This window comes from Flintibacter sp. SJQ-8, assembly GCF_054108085.1.
The window spans coordinates 265891-282892 of the sequence record NZ_JBPJWR010000004.1; the positions used below are offsets into that span (position 1 = coordinate 265891).

17 protein-coding genes are annotated in these 17002 nt (G+C 61.8%); 14 read left to right on the forward strand and 3 right to left on the reverse strand.

Annotated features, from left to right (window positions below; translation table 11 throughout):
* Nucleotides 1–35: 35 nt before the first annotated feature.
* The 13 genes from ACSAMP_RS02210 to ACSAMP_RS02270 all read left to right on the forward strand — a co-directional run bounded on the left by ACSAMP_RS02210 (nt 36) and on the right by ACSAMP_RS02270 (nt 12519).
* The gene (locus tag ACSAMP_RS02210; protein WP_457799366.1) at nt 36–1496 is read left to right on the forward strand and encodes an O-antigen ligase family protein; all 1461 of its coding nucleotides are present in this window, start codon (nt 36–38) and stop codon (nt 1494–1496) included.
* Nucleotides 1493–2617 (forward strand): glycosyltransferase family 4 protein, encoded by a 1125-nt coding sequence (locus ACSAMP_RS02215; protein WP_457799367.1) that lies wholly within the window; start codon nt 1493–1495, stop codon nt 2615–2617. Before ACSAMP_RS02210 ends, ACSAMP_RS02215 begins: the two co-directional genes overlap by 4 nt.
* The gene (locus ACSAMP_RS02220) at nt 2614–3117 is read left to right on the forward strand and encodes a DUF4330 domain-containing protein (protein WP_457799368.1); all 504 of its coding nucleotides are present in this window, start codon (nt 2614–2616) and stop codon (nt 3115–3117) included. The genes ACSAMP_RS02215 and ACSAMP_RS02220 overlap by 4 nt, the downstream gene beginning before the upstream one ends.
* Nucleotides 3114–3608 (forward strand): DUF4330 domain-containing protein, encoded by a 495-nt coding sequence (locus ACSAMP_RS02225; protein ID WP_457799369.1) that lies wholly within the window; start codon nt 3114–3116, stop codon nt 3606–3608. The genes ACSAMP_RS02220 and ACSAMP_RS02225 overlap by 4 nt, the downstream gene beginning before the upstream one ends.
* Nucleotides 3609–3629: 21 nt before the next feature.
* Nucleotides 3630–5840, forward strand: a complete 2211-nt coding sequence (csaB, locus tag ACSAMP_RS02230; RefSeq protein ID WP_457799370.1) for a polysaccharide pyruvyl transferase CsaB — start codon at nt 3630–3632, stop codon at nt 5838–5840.
* 179 nt (nt 5841–6019) lie between these two features.
* Nucleotides 6020–6160, forward strand: a complete 141-nt coding sequence (locus tag ACSAMP_RS02235; protein ID WP_441795091.1) for a hypothetical protein — start codon at nt 6020–6022, stop codon at nt 6158–6160.
* 228 nt (nt 6161–6388) lie between these two features.
* Complete coding sequence (locus tag ACSAMP_RS02240; protein WP_457799371.1) at nt 6389–8023, forward strand: class I adenylate-forming enzyme family protein; 1635 nt, start codon at nt 6389–6391, stop codon at nt 8021–8023.
* Nucleotides 8024–8161: 138 nt separating this feature from the next.
* Nucleotides 8162–8692: an RNA polymerase sigma factor gene (locus tag ACSAMP_RS02245; RefSeq protein ID WP_457799372.1), complete on the forward strand. Its 531-nt coding sequence runs from the start codon at nt 8162–8164 to the stop codon at nt 8690–8692.
* On the forward strand, nt 8689–9402 hold the full coding sequence (locus ACSAMP_RS02250; RefSeq protein WP_457799373.1) for a DUF4367 domain-containing protein: 714 nt from the start codon (nt 8689–8691) through the stop codon (nt 9400–9402). Before ACSAMP_RS02245 ends, ACSAMP_RS02250 begins: the two co-directional genes overlap by 4 nt.
* A gap of 102 nt (nt 9403–9504) precedes the next feature.
* On the forward strand, nt 9505–9714 hold the full coding sequence (locus ACSAMP_RS02255) for a hypothetical protein (protein WP_457799374.1): 210 nt from the start codon (nt 9505–9507) through the stop codon (nt 9712–9714).
* Nucleotides 9715–9751: 37 nt separating this feature from the next.
* Nucleotides 9752–10252: a hypothetical protein gene (locus tag ACSAMP_RS02260; RefSeq protein ID WP_457799375.1), complete on the forward strand. Its 501-nt coding sequence runs from the start codon at nt 9752–9754 to the stop codon at nt 10250–10252.
* Between the two features lie 204 nt (nt 10253–10456).
* Complete coding sequence (locus tag ACSAMP_RS02265; protein ID WP_457799376.1) at nt 10457–11461, forward strand: GGDEF domain-containing protein; 1005 nt, start codon at nt 10457–10459, stop codon at nt 11459–11461.
* Nucleotides 11462–11505: 44 nt separating this feature from the next.
* Nucleotides 11506–12519, forward strand: a complete 1014-nt coding sequence (locus ACSAMP_RS02270; protein ID WP_457799377.1) for a DUF362 domain-containing protein — start codon at nt 11506–11508, stop codon at nt 12517–12519.
* 53 nt (nt 12520–12572) lie between these two features.
* On the opposite strand, the gene ACSAMP_RS02275 is transcribed toward ACSAMP_RS02270, so the two are convergent.
* The gene (locus ACSAMP_RS02275) at nt 12573–12947 is read right to left on the reverse strand and encodes a RidA family protein (RefSeq protein WP_238044980.1); all 375 of its coding nucleotides are present in this window, start codon (nt 12945–12947) and stop codon (nt 12573–12575) included.
* A 316-nt stretch (nt 12948–13263) separates the two neighbouring features.
* On the opposite strand from ACSAMP_RS02275, the gene ACSAMP_RS02280 reads away from it, so the two are divergent.
* Nucleotides 13264–13944 carry a helix-turn-helix transcriptional regulator gene (locus tag ACSAMP_RS02280; protein WP_457799378.1) on the forward strand — a complete coding sequence of 227 codons (681 nt, stop codon included), beginning with the start codon at nt 13264–13266 and terminating at the stop codon, nt 13942–13944.
* A 54-nt stretch (nt 13945–13998) separates the two neighbouring features.
* Here the strand turns inward: ACSAMP_RS02280 and ACSAMP_RS02285 are convergent, their stop codons facing one another.
* Both ACSAMP_RS02285 and ACSAMP_RS02290 read right to left on the reverse strand, forming a co-directional pair.
* Nucleotides 13999–15852 (reverse strand): S-layer homology domain-containing protein, encoded by a 1854-nt coding sequence (locus tag ACSAMP_RS02285; RefSeq protein WP_457799379.1) that lies wholly within the window; start codon nt 15850–15852, stop codon nt 13999–14001.
* Nucleotides 15853–15956: 104 nt separating this feature from the next.
* Nucleotides 15957–16820: a hypothetical protein gene (locus tag ACSAMP_RS02290; RefSeq protein ID WP_457799380.1), complete on the reverse strand. Its 864-nt coding sequence runs from the start codon at nt 16818–16820 to the stop codon at nt 15957–15959.
* Nucleotides 16821–17002: the final 182 nt, after the last annotated feature.

The following is a 17002-nucleotide window of genomic DNA, read 5'->3' on the forward strand; positions in this document are numbered from 1 at the left end:
CGGCCCTTATGCCGCTATCAAAGTGAGGTCGAGTCATGGAACAAGTGAAACAAATCCTGGACGGCAGCTATCTCTGGCGTCTGCTGTCCGTTCTGTGCCTGTGGTGTGGCCGCCAGTGGCAGAATAGCCGGGTGGTGCAGTGGTTCCTCCACCCCGCGGGCTGGGTGGCCGGGGCGTCGGAGAACAGCGTGTTCTTCCGCCTGTGGTCCTTGGTGCGGGGCGGTCTGTGCCGGCTGTACAAAGCCCTGCATCTGGACAGGCTGTTCTCCGGCAGCGTCTTTCTCCAGACCTGGTTCTGGTGCGCCCTGCCGGTGGTGCTGGCCCCGGTGCTGTGCAAGTTCAGCCCCTCGGTGCTGGTGCTGGGCCTGGCCCTCATCGGCTATGCCAGTCTGCTGCTGGTGCTGGTGCGGGACAAAAACCACGCCCTGGCCTGGGCCCCCACCAACCGGTATATCGTGCTGTACGCCGCCGTCTATCTGGCGGGCACCCTGTTCTCCGTCAATCTGAAGACCAGTCTGCTGCCCGGCGTGCTGTCGGTGGCCTTTATCCTGTTCGCCCTGGTGCTGTATAACGCCATCACCACCCGCCGCCAGCTAGATACTCTGCTGGCCCTGGTGGTCACGGTGGGGGCGCTGGTGTCCTTCTATGGCATCTTGCAGTATCTCTTCGGCTGGGGCTATCAGTCGGCGGCCTGGGTGGACAGCGACATGTTCTCCTCCATCCGCTTCCGGGTCCCCGCCACCATGGGCAACCCCAACATGATGGGCCAGTATCTGCTGCTGGTCATCCCCATCGCCGGGGCCAAGCTGCTCTCGGCCAAGGACTGGCTGCGGCGGCTTTATTACCTGGCCTGCTGCGGGGTGATGTGCGTGTGCATGATCCTCACCTTCTCTCGCGGCGCCTGGCTGGGCCTGCTGTTTGCCGGGGCGGTGTTCGCCGTGCTGTGGCACCCCCAGCTAATCCTGCTGGCCCCCTTCGCTCTGGTGGGACTGTACTTCGTCCTGCCGGAGACGGTGATCTCCCGCTTCACCAGCATCGGCAACCTGACGGACAACTCCACCTCTTACCGGGTGTACATCTGGATAGGCACCCTGGCCATGCTGAAGGACTATTGGCTGTGCGGCATCGGGCCGGGGGACGGAGCCTTTAACATGGTCTATCCCGCCTACAGCTATAACGGCATCGTGGCCCCCCACGCCCACAACCTGTTTTTGCAGATCGTGTGCGACGCGGGCATCGCCGCCCTGGGGGTGTTCCTGCTGCTGCTGTTCGTCTATTTCCGCATGCTCTGCTCCGCCATGAGCCGGGAGAAGGACCCGGCCAGCCGACTGCTCCAGATCGCGTTCACCGCCGGAGTGTGCGGCTTTTTGGTCCAGGCCATGACGGACTACTCCTTCTATAACTATCGGGTCATGTTCCTGTTCTGGGCCGTGCTGGCCCTGGGCGCCGCCAGCGCCCGGCGCACGTCCCTGCCGGAAGGGAGGCTTTTCGTATGATCCGCGTGCTGAATATCATCAGCGACACCAACATCGGCGGCGCGGGCCGGGTGATCCTGAATTACCTGCGCTACGCTGACCGGGACAAGTTCGAAACTCTGGTGGCCATCCCCCGGGGCAGTTTGCTCAAGCCCCTGCTGGAGGAGGCCCACGTCACCGTGTACGAGGTGGACGGCATGGCCGACTGCTCCTATGCCAGCGAGGACGTGAAGGCCCTTCAGGCCCTCATCCGCCAGGTGAAGCCCGACCTGGTCCACACCCACGGGGCCCTGTCTGGCCGCATCGCCGCCAAGCGCTGCCGCGTGCCCGTGGTCTACAGTCGGCACTCCGCCTTCCCCGTCCCCGCCAAGCTGAAATATCCCCCGGGCCGGTGGGTGAACAAACTGCTCAACGAGCACTATGCCGACCACATCATCGCCGTCAGCCCCGCCACCCGGGACAACCTGACCGAAGGGGGCATCTCCCCCAAGAAGATCACCGTGGTCATGAACGGCGTGGCCCCTGTGGCCCCCATCTCTGACGGTGAGAAGGCCGCCCTGCGCCAGTCTCTCGGCCTGGGGAAAGACGTGTTCACCTTCGGCATCCTGGCCCGCATCGAGGACTATAAGGGCCACCTGTATCTGGTGTACGCCGCCAAGCTGCTGAAGGACCGGGGCTATTCCAACTTCCGCATTCTGGTGGCCGGCACCGGTGCCTTTGAGGAGGAGGTCACCCGGGCCGTCACCGAGATGGGGGTGGAGGACGTGGTGCAGATGCTGGGCTTCCGCTCTGACGCCGCCGCCCTGCTGAACATCCTGGACGTGCAGCTCAACGCCTCCTATGGCACCGAGGCCACCAGCATGGCCCTGCTGGAGGGCATGAGCCTTGGCCTGCCCACCATCGCCAGCGACTATGGCGGCAACCCCTTCGTCATCACCTCCGGTCAGAACGGCCTGCTGTTCCCCAGCAAGGACAGCGCCGCCCTGGCCGACGCCATGGCCGAGCTGATGGATCACCCGGAAGAGGTGGCCATCATGCGGGAAAAGGCCCTGGAGACCTATCAGTCCCGGTTCACCGGCGAGGTATTCGCCCGGAACACCGAACAAATTTATGAGAATGTCCTGAAAGGAGCATCCAAATGAAGGAGCACAACCAATTCCGTCTGCGGCTGAACCTGTTCGACGGCATCGTCCTGGTGCTGGCCCTGGCCGCCGCCGTCTTTCTGATGTGGCGCTTCACCCGGCCCGCCGCCGCCTCCGGCGACGGGGTGAGCAGCGCCTCGGTGCAGTACACCGTCTGCTTCCAGCGCTGGCCCGCCGGGTCCGCCCAGGCCATCCACCAGGGGGACCAGCTGGCCGACAACATCAAAAATTACGACGTGGGCACCGTGGTCAGTGCCCAGGCCGTCCCCTGCCAGAGCCTGATCCTGGATCAGGTGAACGGGGAATATGTCCTGGCCGACGTGGACGGCTATGAGGACGTGCTGGTCACGGTGGAGTCCCCCTGCACCGTGACTGACGAGGCCGTCACCCTGGGCGGCGGCTACGCCCTGCGGGTAGGGGCCACCATGTACCTCCGGGGCGAGGGCTATATGGCCAGCGGCCCCGTTATCGCCATGGAACGGGAGGGTGTGCGCAAATGAAACTGATGGATAAAAACGGCCGCCTGTTCGGCAAGATCAGCGTCATCGACGTGGTGGTGGTTCTGGTGGTTCTGGTGATGGCCGCCGCCCTGTATGTGAAGAACACCAGCCTGTCCCACACCAGCACCCGGGTGACCAACACCCCCATCACCTATCAGGTGACGGCGTACAACGTCCGGCAGTATGTGGCCGACGCCATTCAGCAGGGGGACCTGGTCTATGACCAGGACTACAGCACCGGCGGCACCCTGGGTGCCATCCAGAGCATTGAGGTCCAGCCCTCCGGCAAGCTCACCGAGCTGTATGACGGCACGGTGGTCAGCGCCCCCGCCCAGGACAGCGTGAACCTGGTCCTGACCATTCAGGGCGAGGGTCTCATCAGCGAGGGCCGCTATCAGCTCAACCGCATCTATGACCTGGGCATCAACGCCTCCCGGAATTTCTACACCCCCTATGCCCAGTTCACCGGCACCGTGACTTCCATCGGCTAAAGCCGGAAAGAGAGGTTTCCTATGAAGATTCTCATGGCCACCATGGGCCTGGACATCGGCGGCGCAGAGACCCACATCGTGGAGCTGTCCAAGGAACTGAAAAGCCGGGGCCACCAGGTGGCGGTGGTGTCCAACGGGGGCGTGTACGTCCCGGAGATCGAGGCCGCAGGCATCCGGCACTACGCCGCCCCCCTGAACCGCCGGTCTGTGGGCAGTATGCTCCAGGCCCAGCGCATCCTGCGCCAGGTCATCGCCCGGGAGAAGCCCGACATCGTCCACGCCCACGCCCGCATCCCCGCCTTTCTGTGCGGGCGGCTGCAAAAGTCCATGGGCTTCGCCTTTGTCACCTCCTGCCACGGGGTGTATCAGGTCAGCGGGGCCCTGCGCCTGCTGTCTAACTGGGGGGAGCGCACCCTGGCCGTGTCCGAGGACATCCGGGACTATCTGGTCCGTCAGTATAACGTCCCCCAGGAGCACATCACCCTGACCATCAACGGCATCGACACGGACAAATTCTCCCCCGCCCTCACCGGGGAGGCCGTCCGCCGGGAGTTCGACTTGGGAGACGGCCCCGTCATCGCCCACGTCAGCCGCCTGGACCCGGAGACGGTGTACACCGCCCGGCAGCTGGTGGAGCTGGCCCCCGCCCTGTGCCGGGACTATCCCGGGCTGCACATCCTCATCGTGGGGGGCGGCGGAGCTTTCGAGCCCCTGAAAGCCCAGGCGGAGGAGGTCAACCGCAAATTGGGCCGGCCCTGCGTCATCCTCACCGGCCCCCGCACCGACGTCAACCAGCTGGTGGCCGCCTGTCAGCTGTTCGTGGGCGTGTCCCGGGCGGCGCTGGAGGCCATGGCCGCCTGCAAGCCAGTGGTCCTCTCCGGGGCCCAGGGGCACACCGGCCTGTTTTGCCCAGAGCTTTTAGACAAGGCAGTGGACACCAACTTCTGCTGCCGCACCGACCCTGTGGCCACCCCGGAGCAGCTCCAGGCCGACCTGCTGCGGGCCCTGGCCCTCTCCCCCGACCAGGCAAAAGACCTGGGGGACTATGGCCGCCGGGTGGTGCAGGAGCGCTACTCCGTCCACCGTATGGCCGACGACTGCCTGGCGGTCTACGACCAGGTACGCCGCCCCTTCCACGTGGTGATGAGCGGCTACTATGGCTTTTCCAACGCCGGGGACGACGCCATTCTGGAGGCCATTCAGCAGGCCATCCACGAGGCCAGCGACCATATCTCCGTCACTGCCCTGTCCAACGACCCGGAGCTCACCCGGCGGCAGTATGGTCTGGAGGCCATCCCCCGGTTCCGGGTGTTAAAGGTCTTCTCCGCCCTGCGCCGGTGCGACGCCCTGCTCTCCGGCGGAGGCAGCCTGCTCCAGGACACCACCTCCACCCGCTCTCTGCTCTATTACCTCACTGTCATCCGCTGCGCCCACTGGCTGGGCAAGCCGGTGATGCTGTATGCCAACGGCATCGGCCCGGTGCGCCGCCCGGCCAACCGCCGCCGGGTAAAGCGGGTGGTGGACCAGGCCACCCTGATCACCCTGCGGGACCACAGCTCCGCCCGGGAGCTTCAGGACATGGGCGTCACCCGCACCGACCTCCACGTCACCGCCGACCCGGTGTTCCACCTGTCCCCCGCCTCAGAAGCCCGGGGTGAGGAGCTGCTGGCCGGGGCAGGCGTGGCCCCCGGCACGCCCTTTGTGGCCGTGTCCGTGCGGGACTGGCCGGACACCGGGGACTTCTGCCGCCAACTTGCTCAGCTGTGCGACCACCTCCACCGGGAATATGGCCTGGCCGTCCTCTTCCTGCTTATGCAGCCCAGCCGGGACCGGGCCACCGCCCAGCAGGTGCAGTCCTTTATGGCAGAGCCCTCCTGTCTGCTGGACACCCCCTGTACCCCCCGGGAGCTGATGGCCGTGCTGGGAAAAGCCAAGCTGTGTCTGGCCATGCGGCTGCACACCCTCATCTTCGCCGCCCGGATGGCCGTACCCTCCATGGGTCTGGTGTACGACCCCAAGGTGGACAGCTATCTGAAGGAGCTGGACCTGCCCGCTGCCGGGCGTGTGGACTCCTTCGACGCACAGGAGGCCATCCGCCGGGCCGACGCCCTCATGGCCGACTACCCCGCCGTGCTCTCCCGCCTGAAGGAGAAATCCGCCGCCATGACCCGCGCCGCAGGTGAAAACGAGCGCCTGCTGCTGGAGATGCTGGAGGAGCATCGGAAGCACTGAGTATCAAAGCGTTCCACGACTTATCCGTGGAACGCTTTTGCTTTTTCTGGCACCTGTTCTCTTTTACAAAACCGAAACACCCTCCCGTTTTTTCTTAACACCCGTTTTATCAAATGTTTTCTATAATAGGGTGCGTGGAAAACAAACCCACCTGTGTGTTGTTCGGGAGGTAATTTGACATGGAAAGCAAAGAATATCTGGCTGCAAAACACGAATTTTGGAACTGCATCCGCATGGCCCCCTTCTCCCTGTTCTTCTCGCTGATCTTCGCCTTTAAGGAGTGGTATCCCGAGATGAAGCGCCTGAAGTCCCACGCCTGAGCGCCCTTTTATCTGCGTCCAGAGGCCCCGGGTCTCTCTCCCCCGGGGCCGTTTTCAGCCGCCGCCCTCCTACCGGGGCGGCGGCTTTTTCTGCTCTTTCTTCGCTATTTTCCAAAACGCCCTTGACATTTCCGGGAAGATGGGCTATCATACTTCAATGGTTTAAAGTTTAAAACCAATGAAGTTTCAGGAGCGCTCCCGCTCCTTATAAGAAAGGATCGACGTAAGATGCCTATCACCGATCTGTTAGAGCGCAACAGCAAGCTATATGGCGACGAGATCGCCCTGGTGGAGATCAACCCCGAGGTACAGGAGGAGCAGCGGGTGACCTGGAAGGAGTATGCCCTGATCCAGCCCACCTCCACCGCCCCCTACCGCCGGGAGATCACCTGGTCCGTCTTTGACGAAAAGGCCAACCGGGTGGCCAACATGCTCCTCAGCCGGGGCATCCGCAAGGGCCAGAAGGTGGCCATCCTGCTGATGAACTGCCTGGAGTGGCTGCCCATCTATTTCGGCATTTTAAAGGCCGGGGCCATCGCCGTGCCCCTGAACTTCCGCTATACCTCCGACGAGATCGACTACTGCCTGAAGCTGGCCGACGTGGACGTGCTGTTCTTCGGGCCGGAGTTTATCGGCCGCATGGAGACCATCGCCCCCAAGCTGTCCAAGCAGATGCTGCTTCTGTTCGTGGGCGAGACCTGCCCCTCCTTTGCCGAGGACTATCACCGGGCCACCGCCAACTGCTCCAGCGTGGCCCCTAAAATTCTCATCGACGACGAGGACGAGGCCGCCATCTACTACTCCTCCGGCACCACCGGCTTCCCCAAGGCCATCCTGCTCAAGCACCGGGCCCTGCTCCAGTCCGCCCGCATGGAGGCCATCCACCACGACACCACCCACGACGACGTGTTCCTGTGCATCCCGCCCCTGTATCACACGGGGGCCAAGATGCACTGGTTCGGCTCGCTGTTCACCGGCAGCAAGGCCGTGCTGCTCAAGGGCAACAGCCCCAAGGCCATCTTCCAGGCCGTGTCCCAGGAGCACTGCACCATCGTGTGGCTTCTGGTGCCCTGGTGTCAGGATATTCTGGCCGCCCTGGACCGGGGCGAGCTGAAGCTGGAGGACTATCAGCTGTCCCAGTGGCGGCTGATGCACATCGGCGCCCAGCCCGTGCCCCCCTCCCTCATCAAGCACTGGATGCGCTATTTCCCCCACCACAAGTACGACACCAACTATGGTCTGTCCGAGTCCACCGGCCCGGGCTGCGTCCACCTGGGCACCGACAACATCCACAAGGTGGGCGCCATCGGCGTCCCCGGCTACGGCTGGAAGGTGAAGATCGTGGACGAGCAGAACCAGCCCGTGAAGCAGGGCGACGTGGGTGAGCTGTGCGTAAAGGGCCCCGGCGTGATGGAGTGCTATTACCACGACCCCAAGGCCACCGCCGAGGTGCTCATCGACGGCTGGCTCCACACCGGCGACATGGCCCGCCAGGACGAGGACGGCTTCTATTTCCTGGTGGACCGGAAGAAGGACGTCATCATCTCCGGCGGCGAGAACCTGTACCCCGTGCAGATCGAAGACTTCCTGGCCGCCTGCCCCAAGGTCCACGACGTGGCCGTCATCGGTCTGCCCGACCCCCGTCTGGGCGAGATCGCCGCCGCCATCATCCAGGTGAAGGAGGGCGAGACCTGCACTGAGGAGGAGATCAACCAGTTCTGCATGGACCTGCCCCGGTATAAGCGCCCCCGGAAGATCATCTTTGCCGACGTCCCCCGCAACCCCACCGGCAAGATCGAAAAGCCCAAGCTGCGCCAGAAATACTGCGGCGTCCGCCTGGTGGAGGCCCAGAACAAGGCATAACCGACAACCACAACAGCATATATCCCATGGTCCGCCGAGGTACTTGTGCCTCGGCGGATTTTCTGTTTTCTATTGTGAAACGCCAAAAATATGATATGATGGTGAAAAGAGACTCCAAAGAAAGCGGGGTGAGGGGCCATGCTCCCCCTGATGCTATCCGCCCTGGTCTGCGAGGCGGACCGGGCGCAGTTTTTGGCTCTGTATGAGGAAAATCACGCTGCCATGGAGCGCGCCGCCATGTCCATTCTCCGGGACCAGCAGGACGCGGAGGACGCCATGCAGAACGCCCTATGCCAGATGGCCAAGCATTTTGAAAAAATTTATGAGATCCCCTGTGACAGACTGCCCTTCTGGTGCGTCTGTATAGTAAAGAACGAGGCCATTTCCATCCTGCGGCGGCGGCACAAGGTCCTGCCCCTGGAGGACTGGGCCCAGATAGAAAACCAGCCCGGCCCGGAGGGGGCGGTCAGCTATCGCGCCCTGGTGGACCTGTTCGCCCGGCTGCCCCAGACCTATCGGGCGGCCCTGGAGATGCGCTTTCTGCTGGGCTATAGCAACAAGGAGATCGCCCAGCGGCTCTCTCTGACCCAGACGGCGGTGAACACCCGCATCGCCCGGGGCCGGGAGCTGCTGAAAAAATTAGCCGAGGAGGAGGGGATACACCCATGACAGATCAGGAACTGGACCGGCTCATGCGCCACGTGCTCATGGACGGCGTGGAGCAGAAATCGGAGCAGCCCTCCGAAGCCGACAACGGGGAGGCCCCCGCCTTTCAGCCCTCCCCCCGGTATCAGCGGCAGATAACCGCCATGAAGCGGGACCCCTGGGCCTGGGCCAAGAAAAAGCAGCGCCCCGCCTGGAAGAAGTATGCCCAAACCGCCGCCGCCCTCCTGTTGGTCGCCGGACTGGGCCTGGCCGCCAGCCCCACCGCCCGGGCAGACATCGTCCGGCTGGCGGTGGAGTGGAACCAGAACCGCGCCAGCTTTGTCTACAGCGGGCCGGATGTGGGGGACGAGCTGCCCTGCTACGTGCTGGGCGACCTGCCCGAGGGCTATGTCCAGACCGACTGGCAGCGCCTGGGTCCCGCCTTGGTGGCGGCGGACTATGAGAGCGCCGACGGCGATTATCTCTATCTGGACTACAGCTATATGCAGCAGGGCGGCGGCACCTTCATCGACATGGAGGAGGGGGAGGTCATCAAGACCCGGGTAAACGGCATGGAGGGCTACTTCTTCCAGGACGCCGACCCGGAGGCCTTTGACATCCTCACCTGGATCGACACCCGGCAGAACATCCAGTTCACCCTGGGCGGCTGCATGGACTTGGACCAGGCTCTGGCCCTGGCTGACGGACTGGAGCGGCTGGATACAGACCCCTAAAAATTTTTTTCAAAACCCTGCAACAAAAACCGCCCGTTTTTCGTCTACTATAGTAAAGAGGCCCTTTCGGGGCGTTAGAAAAATTTTGAGAGGTGGTTTCAAGTGACGCGCAAGCATATTGTAACCCTGCTGGCCTGGGCCCTGTGCCTGTTTGCCTTTGTCTCCGCCGTGGCGGCGGCCCCGCCCAGTGAGCCGCGTACCTCCCTGCGGATGCTCCCCATTGCCGACGGGGCTGGGGATGTGTCCTGCGCCCGCCTGGAAGTCACCGCCGGCCCCTGCGACCTGCCCCTTGTCCCCGCCGGAAACGGTTGACATAAATTTATATAGAGACGCTGAAAAGGAGGTCCCCATGAAGAAGTCGCCGTTGTTCCCCCTGATGGGCTTTCTCCCCCTGGTGATGGGATTTTTCTACATCCGCACCGCCGCCTTCCCCCTGCTGGGGACGCTGTTTTTCACCGCCCTGCCCTGGCTGATGGTCGCCCTGTGGCTCCGGGCGGGGTGGCGCTGCGGGGCGGCAGGCCGCGGGTGGCTGCGCTCTGCCATCGTGGCCCACTGGTCGGTGCTGCTGGTGGCCGCCTGCGCCGTGTGGCAGTTTGCCCTGATCCCCGACGAGCGCCGCAGTCTGGCCCTGTCCGTCTTCGCCCAATATCTCTTCGGCCTGGTCCCCGGGGTCGTCCGGTTGGTCGTGCCTTTGATCGAGCGGAACAACACCATCTCCTCCGGCCCCCTCATCGCCCTGGGCACGCCTATGAGCGCCCTGGCCCTGCTGCTGCTCTTCTCCCTGGGCTATAGCCTGGGCTGGCGGAGCCGCCAGCTCCCCGCCGCCCCCGCCTCCGGCGAGACAGCGTGACACACACCCATATCCTCCATAGTTTCACCAGTGGGACCCGGCCTCGGGTCCCGCTTTTTTGCTTTGCTTTTTCCCCTGATTGTGGTAAACTGTCTCTGCGAGGAAAACAATTTCAGTTTTCTTGATCTTCATCGGAAAGGACTGTCACCCCCGGTGCATCTCTTTTTTGATCCGTCTATCCCCGCCCCTCTGCGGCGGTTTTACGTGCTATGCCTGGGCAGCTGCGCGGGCAACCTGGCGGGCGTGCTCGCCAACGCAGCCATCCATGGCCTGTCCCTGCCCACTCTGTTCTGCTTCTGCTGTATGCTGGCCGTGTTCGCCCTCAGCGCCTTCGGCTGCGTGACCCGGCGGTGCCAGCCGGCCTGTTATGCCCTGCTGTTCGTGCTGGTGTTTGTGGAGTTCCCCGCCCTGTACTATATCTATGGCGCGCCCACCACGCCCTATCTGATCCTGGGCATCGTGGGGCTGGCCATCTTCATCCCCCACCAGCAGGCCGCACTGCTGGCTACCCTGGCCTTTGCCTGGGACCTGTTCGTCATGTCCATGGCCCATCTCTTCCCCGCCCAGCTGGAGCCGGTGACGGCGGACGCCGCCTTCAGCTCCGCCCTGTGTACCTTCACCATCGTGGCCTTCTGCCTGTTTGCCATCACCGTGCTGCTGAACGTGCAGCAGGAGCGCCAGGCCGCCCGGCTCACCCAGCTCAGCGCCCAGTTAGAGCACGCCGCCGACCACGACCCCCTGACCCAGCTGTATAACCGCCGCTATCTGGGCCGCTATCTGGAGGGCCTGCTGAAAGAGAAAGCGCCCTTCTATCTGGCCCTGCTGGACCTGGACTGGTTCAAGCAGATCAACGACAAATACGGCCACGCCTTTGGGGACCAGGTGCTGGTGGAGTTCGCCCGCATCCTGTCCCGCTGTGTGGCGGGCCACGGCATCGCCGTGCGCTTTGGCGGGGAGGAGTTCATGCTGGTCCTCTCCGACTGTTCCCAGCAGCGGGCCATGGAACTGCTGGAGCAGGTCCGGCAGGACTTTCTGTCCTTCTCCCAGCGGGAGAAGCAGACCAATTTCACCTTCAGCTGCGGTCTGGAGTACCGGGGCCAGGCGGCGGACCTGTCCGACCTGTACCGGGCGGCGGACCACAAGCTGTATCAGGCCAAGCGCTCTGGCCGGGACACGGTGGTGTTTTTCGAGACCGCGCCCGCCCTGTAAGTTACGTTTTATTGATCCTGATTTTCTGTTAGGAGGTCTTTTTTATGGCTCACACTTCTCCCGTCCCCGGCAGCAACGGCGACCACTACATCCCCCTTGACCAGCGCACGGGGGACAAGTCCGTGGTCTATTTCACCCGGGATCTGTCCGCCCAGGGCTTAGTTTCCATCTTCCGCCGTGTCAGCGGCGCCCTCACCGGAAAAGTGGCCGTAAAGGTCCACACCGGCGAGCAGCACGGCCCCAACATCATCCCCCGCTCCTGGGTGAAGGCCCTGATGGAGCAGGAGCTGCCCGGCGGAACCATCGTAGAGACCAACACCTATTACGACGGGGACCGCTACACCACCGAAAAGCACCGCAAGACGCTGGAAGTCAACGGCTGGACCTTCTGCCCCGTGGACATTCTGGATGAGGAGGGCACCGCCATGTTCCCCATCCAGGGGGGCAAGTGGTTTGACGAGATGTCCGTGGGCAGCCACCTGGCCGACTACGACTCTTTCCTGGCCCTGACCCACTTCAAGGGCCACACCATGGGCGGCTTCGGCGGCTCCAACAAAAACATCGGCATCGGCTGCGCCGACGGCCGGGTGGGCAAGGGCATGATCCACTCCGTCCCCGGCGACCCCAACATGTGGAGCATCGCCGAAGAGGAGCTGATGGAGCGGATCAGCGAGTCCACCAAGTCCGTGTTCGACCACTTCGGCCAGCACATCTGCTATATCAACGTGCTGCGGAACATGTCCGTCTCCTGCGACTGTGAGGGCACGGCGGCCATGCCCGTGGTCACCCCCAACATCGGCATCGTGGCCTCCCTGGACATCCTGGCCGCCGACCAGGCGTCGGTGGACCTGATCTATGCCCTCAAGCCGGAGGACGGCCACGACCTGGTGGAGCGGATGGAGACCCGCCACGGACTGCGCCAGCTGAGCTATATGAAGGAGCTTGGCATGGGCCACGACCGCTATACCCTTGTCGACATCGACCACGATGACGCCCCCATCCTCCCCGCCCAGGCGGTGCAGGACGTAACGCCCTTTGCGCCGGACGGCCAGGAGTGACCCCGACCGCAAAAAACAGCCCCGTGCCGCGGCACAGGGCTGTTTTTTCGCACTTACTTGACCTCTGCGATGGCCTCCACCTCGCACAGGACGTTCTTTGGCAGGGTCTTCACGGCCACGCAGGAGCGGGCGGGCTTTTCGGTGAAATACTTGCCGTACACCTCGTTAAAGCGGGGGAAGTCGGCCATGTCCGCCAGAAAGCAGGTGGTCTTTACCACGTCGGTGAGCTTGCAGCCCGCCGCCTCCAGAATGGCGGCCACGTTCTTGCAGGACTGCTCGGCCTGAGCGGCGATGTCCCCCTGGGCCAGCTCCCCCGTCTCGGGGATCAGCGGGATCTGCCCGGAGGTGAACAGCAGTCCGCCCGCCTTCACGGCCTGGGAATAGGGGCCGATGGCCTCCGGCGCATTTTTGGTGTATACTTTTTCCATGTTACGTTCCTCCTATTTGTCATCGCCTCCGCCAAAGGGGAGACGGCTATCTGCCACGCTTAGTATAATGAGATAGTTAATTTTAGTCAATAGTTTTTTCTTTATCCGTTGTATTTTCTGTTCCAACTAATCTTCATCACTTTTTAACAAGGGGCTCCCTTGTTTTTTTCGGGATATTCTGTTATAATAATTACAAATCTATTCATTTTCTTTTTTCATCCTGTTTCTGATCCAAACATCAGAAAGAACCGGAAGCAATTTTACTTTAGAAAATGAACTAGACCATATTTATTTCACTTAAAAGGGGTCATGCTTTGTGGCAGATCATCTTACGTTCAGCTCCAGTGAACGAAAAATTTTGGAATCCTGCGCCGCGGCCATGGACGGTCTGGCGCTGTACCTGGGGGAGGGCTATGAATTCGTCCTCCACAGTCTGGAGGACCTGAGCCACTCCGTGGTGAAGATCATCAACGGGCACTACTCCAACCGCAAGCCCGGCGCCCCCATCACCGACTTTGGGCTGAACCTGCTGCGGGACCTGGAGCAAAAGCAGAAGCCCGAGCCCCAGGTGTACTTCAACTATCAAAACGGCACCCTGCTCAAGTCCACCACTATTCCCATTCTGGGGGACAACGGACGAATGATCGCCATGCTGTGCATCAACTTCCACACGGACATCCCCATGGCCACCTTCCTGTCCGGCTTCTTCCCCGCCGGGTCCCCCTCCCCCCTGCCCCAGCGCAGCGAGACCTTCAGCGACAACGTGGACCACTTCATCCACGCCGCCCTGGACCAGGCCAAGGCCACCGTGTTCGCCGACCCCCGCATCTCCTCTGTGAACCGGAACAAGGAGATCATCCGCCTGGTCCACGAACAGGGCATCTTCAAGATGAAAAACGCCGTGCCCAAGGTCGCCCAGGAGCTGGGCGTGTCCAAAAACACCGTCTATCTCCACCTGCGCAGCCTGAAAAACGCCGACCAGGGTGAGGAGCCATAAACAAGTTCAAAACCCTCGGCGGCTTTTGGGCCGCCGAGGGTTTTTGCTGTTCTCTTACTTCTCCATCAGCCCCACAAACTGCCGAAGCATCACGGCCATTTCGGCACGGGTGGCGCCCGCGGTGGGAGCCAGAGTGTTGTTCCCGCGACCAGACAGGATGCCAGCGTTCACGGCCCAGGTCATGGACTGGCCCGCCCAGCTGGAAATGCTGTCGTAGTCGTTGAACTCCCGCACGGCCATGCCGCCCTGGGTAGTATCCAGGCCCTTCAGCTTGGCGTAGCTATAGAGCATCGTCGCCAGCTGCTCCCGGGTGATGTTGACCTCGGGCATGGTGCCGTCGGACACGCCGGTCTGCTTGGCCCAATTCATGGCCTTCTCGTACCAGGTCGCGCCGCCGGTCACGTTCTGGCCGTCCATGCGGGCCAGGATGGTCATGAGCATGGCACGGGTGGTGTTCTGATTTCCGCCAAACAGGTTCTCGCCCACGCCGGACATCAGGCCCCGCTGGGCCACAAAGTCCGCCGCATCGGCGTACCAACTGTTTTCGGGCACATCCACAAAACCGGTCTTGCTGGGCTGGTCAGGCTTGACTTCGCTCTTCACAAAGGTCGCCTTCACGTCAACCTTGCTGTCGGGCATCACAAAGCTGAACTTGCCGTCGCCCTTGTCGGTCACGTTGATCGTGTTACCCTTGCTGTCGGTCACAGTCACCTTGTCGATCTCGTAACCGGCGTCAGGCTTCACGGTGATGGTCACGGTGTCGCCCTTCTTGGCGGTGCTGCCGTTGTTGATAGTCACAGTGCCGTTGTCAACCTTGGGGGTGGACACGGCGTAGCTGTTGTTCCGGCTGGACCCGCCGCCGCCATGGCTGGTGCTGGGGGTGGGCGTAGGTTCCGGGGTCGGCTCCGGCTTTGTGTAGGAGAACGACTCCGACTTCTCATTCGCCAGGGTCTTATCCTCGCCGTTGAACGTGACCGTCACTTCCCTGCCGGTCTGGTTGATGATCTCGATCGCCTTGGTGGCGGAAAATTGCAGCGCGTGCTGCCCGCCGCTGTGGAGGACGATCTTGTCGCCGCTCTTGGCCGCGTCCGCCGCAGCCTGAAGGCTGTCATAGCCGGTGGTCACGCCGTCCTGGCCGGTGATGGTCGCCACAGGAAGCTCCGTGGTGACCGCAAAGGGGGAGAACCCGTGTTGGGTGGTAAACTCCAGATAGTATTGGTAGTTGTACGCAGACCCGTTTCCAGCTTCGGAACCATCCGAATTTTTATCCGCCGCGTCATACAGCGCCGTGGGAGTCGGCTCGCTATTGAGCTCGATCAGCTTGCAGTCATAGATATACTTCTGTTCGCCCTTCAGATGCTCGATATAAACTTTTCCCGAATCAAGCAGAGCGTTTACAAAGTTGTCCGGCAAAGTTCTGAGTTGGACTGTTACCGGCTTATCGATCTGCAATTCCTGGGCGGCCTGGACCTTGTAGCAGTCAGATCTGTAAGGGTCGCCATTCTCGTCCTCGTCGAAATCATAGCACCCATAGTCAGACTCCGTAGATGCCCAGATGCTGTATACCGGGGTCAGTTCCATGGAGAGATGGTCTTTCTCCAGGTCACCCGGCACAAAGTGCATATCTGCGACCACATACAGGTAAATATACCCCGGCAGTACGTCAAACTTTGTGCCGCCAGACTCCGATGCCCGCATTTTCAGTTCATAAATAGTTTCCTCGTCCAGCTCCTGCGCAGCCTCTCTCACCGCCGCTTCCAGCACATCCACCTGGCAAGTCGTCGGAGCGTAATACATCGGATGGTCCTTCGGGACATCGGGCAAGCTGTCCGGGTAGGCGCAGGCGTACACATCGTTGGTCTTCTTCACCACCTGATAGGGATAGCCGGGTACGTCGCTGAGGATCACCGTGTATCCATGGGGGGCATCATCAGAGACCGACCTAGACGGATAGGGCTCGATCTCATAACAGCCGCCGTAAATATTCAGGCGGCCAACGCCGCTGGAAGAAATTACCCCCCGAAGTGTCCATCGTTCACCGTCGTCTCCGCGGTGCTGAGGTAATCATTCAAAAAGCCGTTTTCAGCGGTAAACGTGCCGCCGTTGACGGTCAGCTTGGACCAGTTGTAAAGCAGCCACCCGTTCTCCTTTGTAAAGATCCCGTCGTTGATGGTGGTGGTGCTTATCGTGACCCGGTTGTCCGTATTCTGCTCCAGACCGTTCCACAGGGTCCTTGCGTCAGAGCCGCTGGCGAAAAACTTGCCGCCGTTGATGGTCAGCGTGCCGCCATTGTTGTGTACGGCGGACGCGGCGTAGCCGGTGGCGGTATAGCTGCCGCCGGTGATGGTGGCAGAGCACCCGCCATTGATCTGGACCGCCGCCGCATCATTACGCTCCGGCGTCGTCACCGTCAGATCATTCAGCTGAACGTCCGTCCCGTGCTGGATCAGAACGCCCTTGTTCAGCGTGACGCCATCGATGGTAAAATGATCTGCATAGGGCCCGTTGACGGCCAGTGCCCAGGTGTCGTTGCTGTTGTCGTCTATGGTCATCGCGCCGTTTTTGATCGTGCCGTTGCTGCCGGTAAAGTGACAGGCATACCCGAAGTGATAGGTAAAGCCGTTTAAGTCCAGCGTTTTGTCGGTCAGATCAAGGAGGACCGCATCCTCGTCGCCCTGCTGCCGATAGTCCCGCAGCAGGGTGATGGTGCCGCCCTCTCCTGCGGCGGTGATCGCGGCCTTTAGGCTGGAATAGGTCTGGCCGCCCACCTGCGCCGCCGGGCCCTCTGCCTCTTCGCCCGCCGCAAGGGCAGTCGCCGGGAAGAGGCTGGTCAGCATGACAAGGCAGAGCAAAACGCTCAGTATCCGTTTTCTCATAACGTCATCCCTCTCTCTGTTTTGAATCCACACAAGAATTCAACTTTTTTCTATTGTACTATTCAAAACTGGAAAATTCAACTCTTTCCACCAGAATTCAGGTAACAGCTTCTGTGATTTTCTTTGAGAAAGCGCAAAAAAATTCCCGGTCAGAAACCTGACCGGGAATTTTGGATGCATTC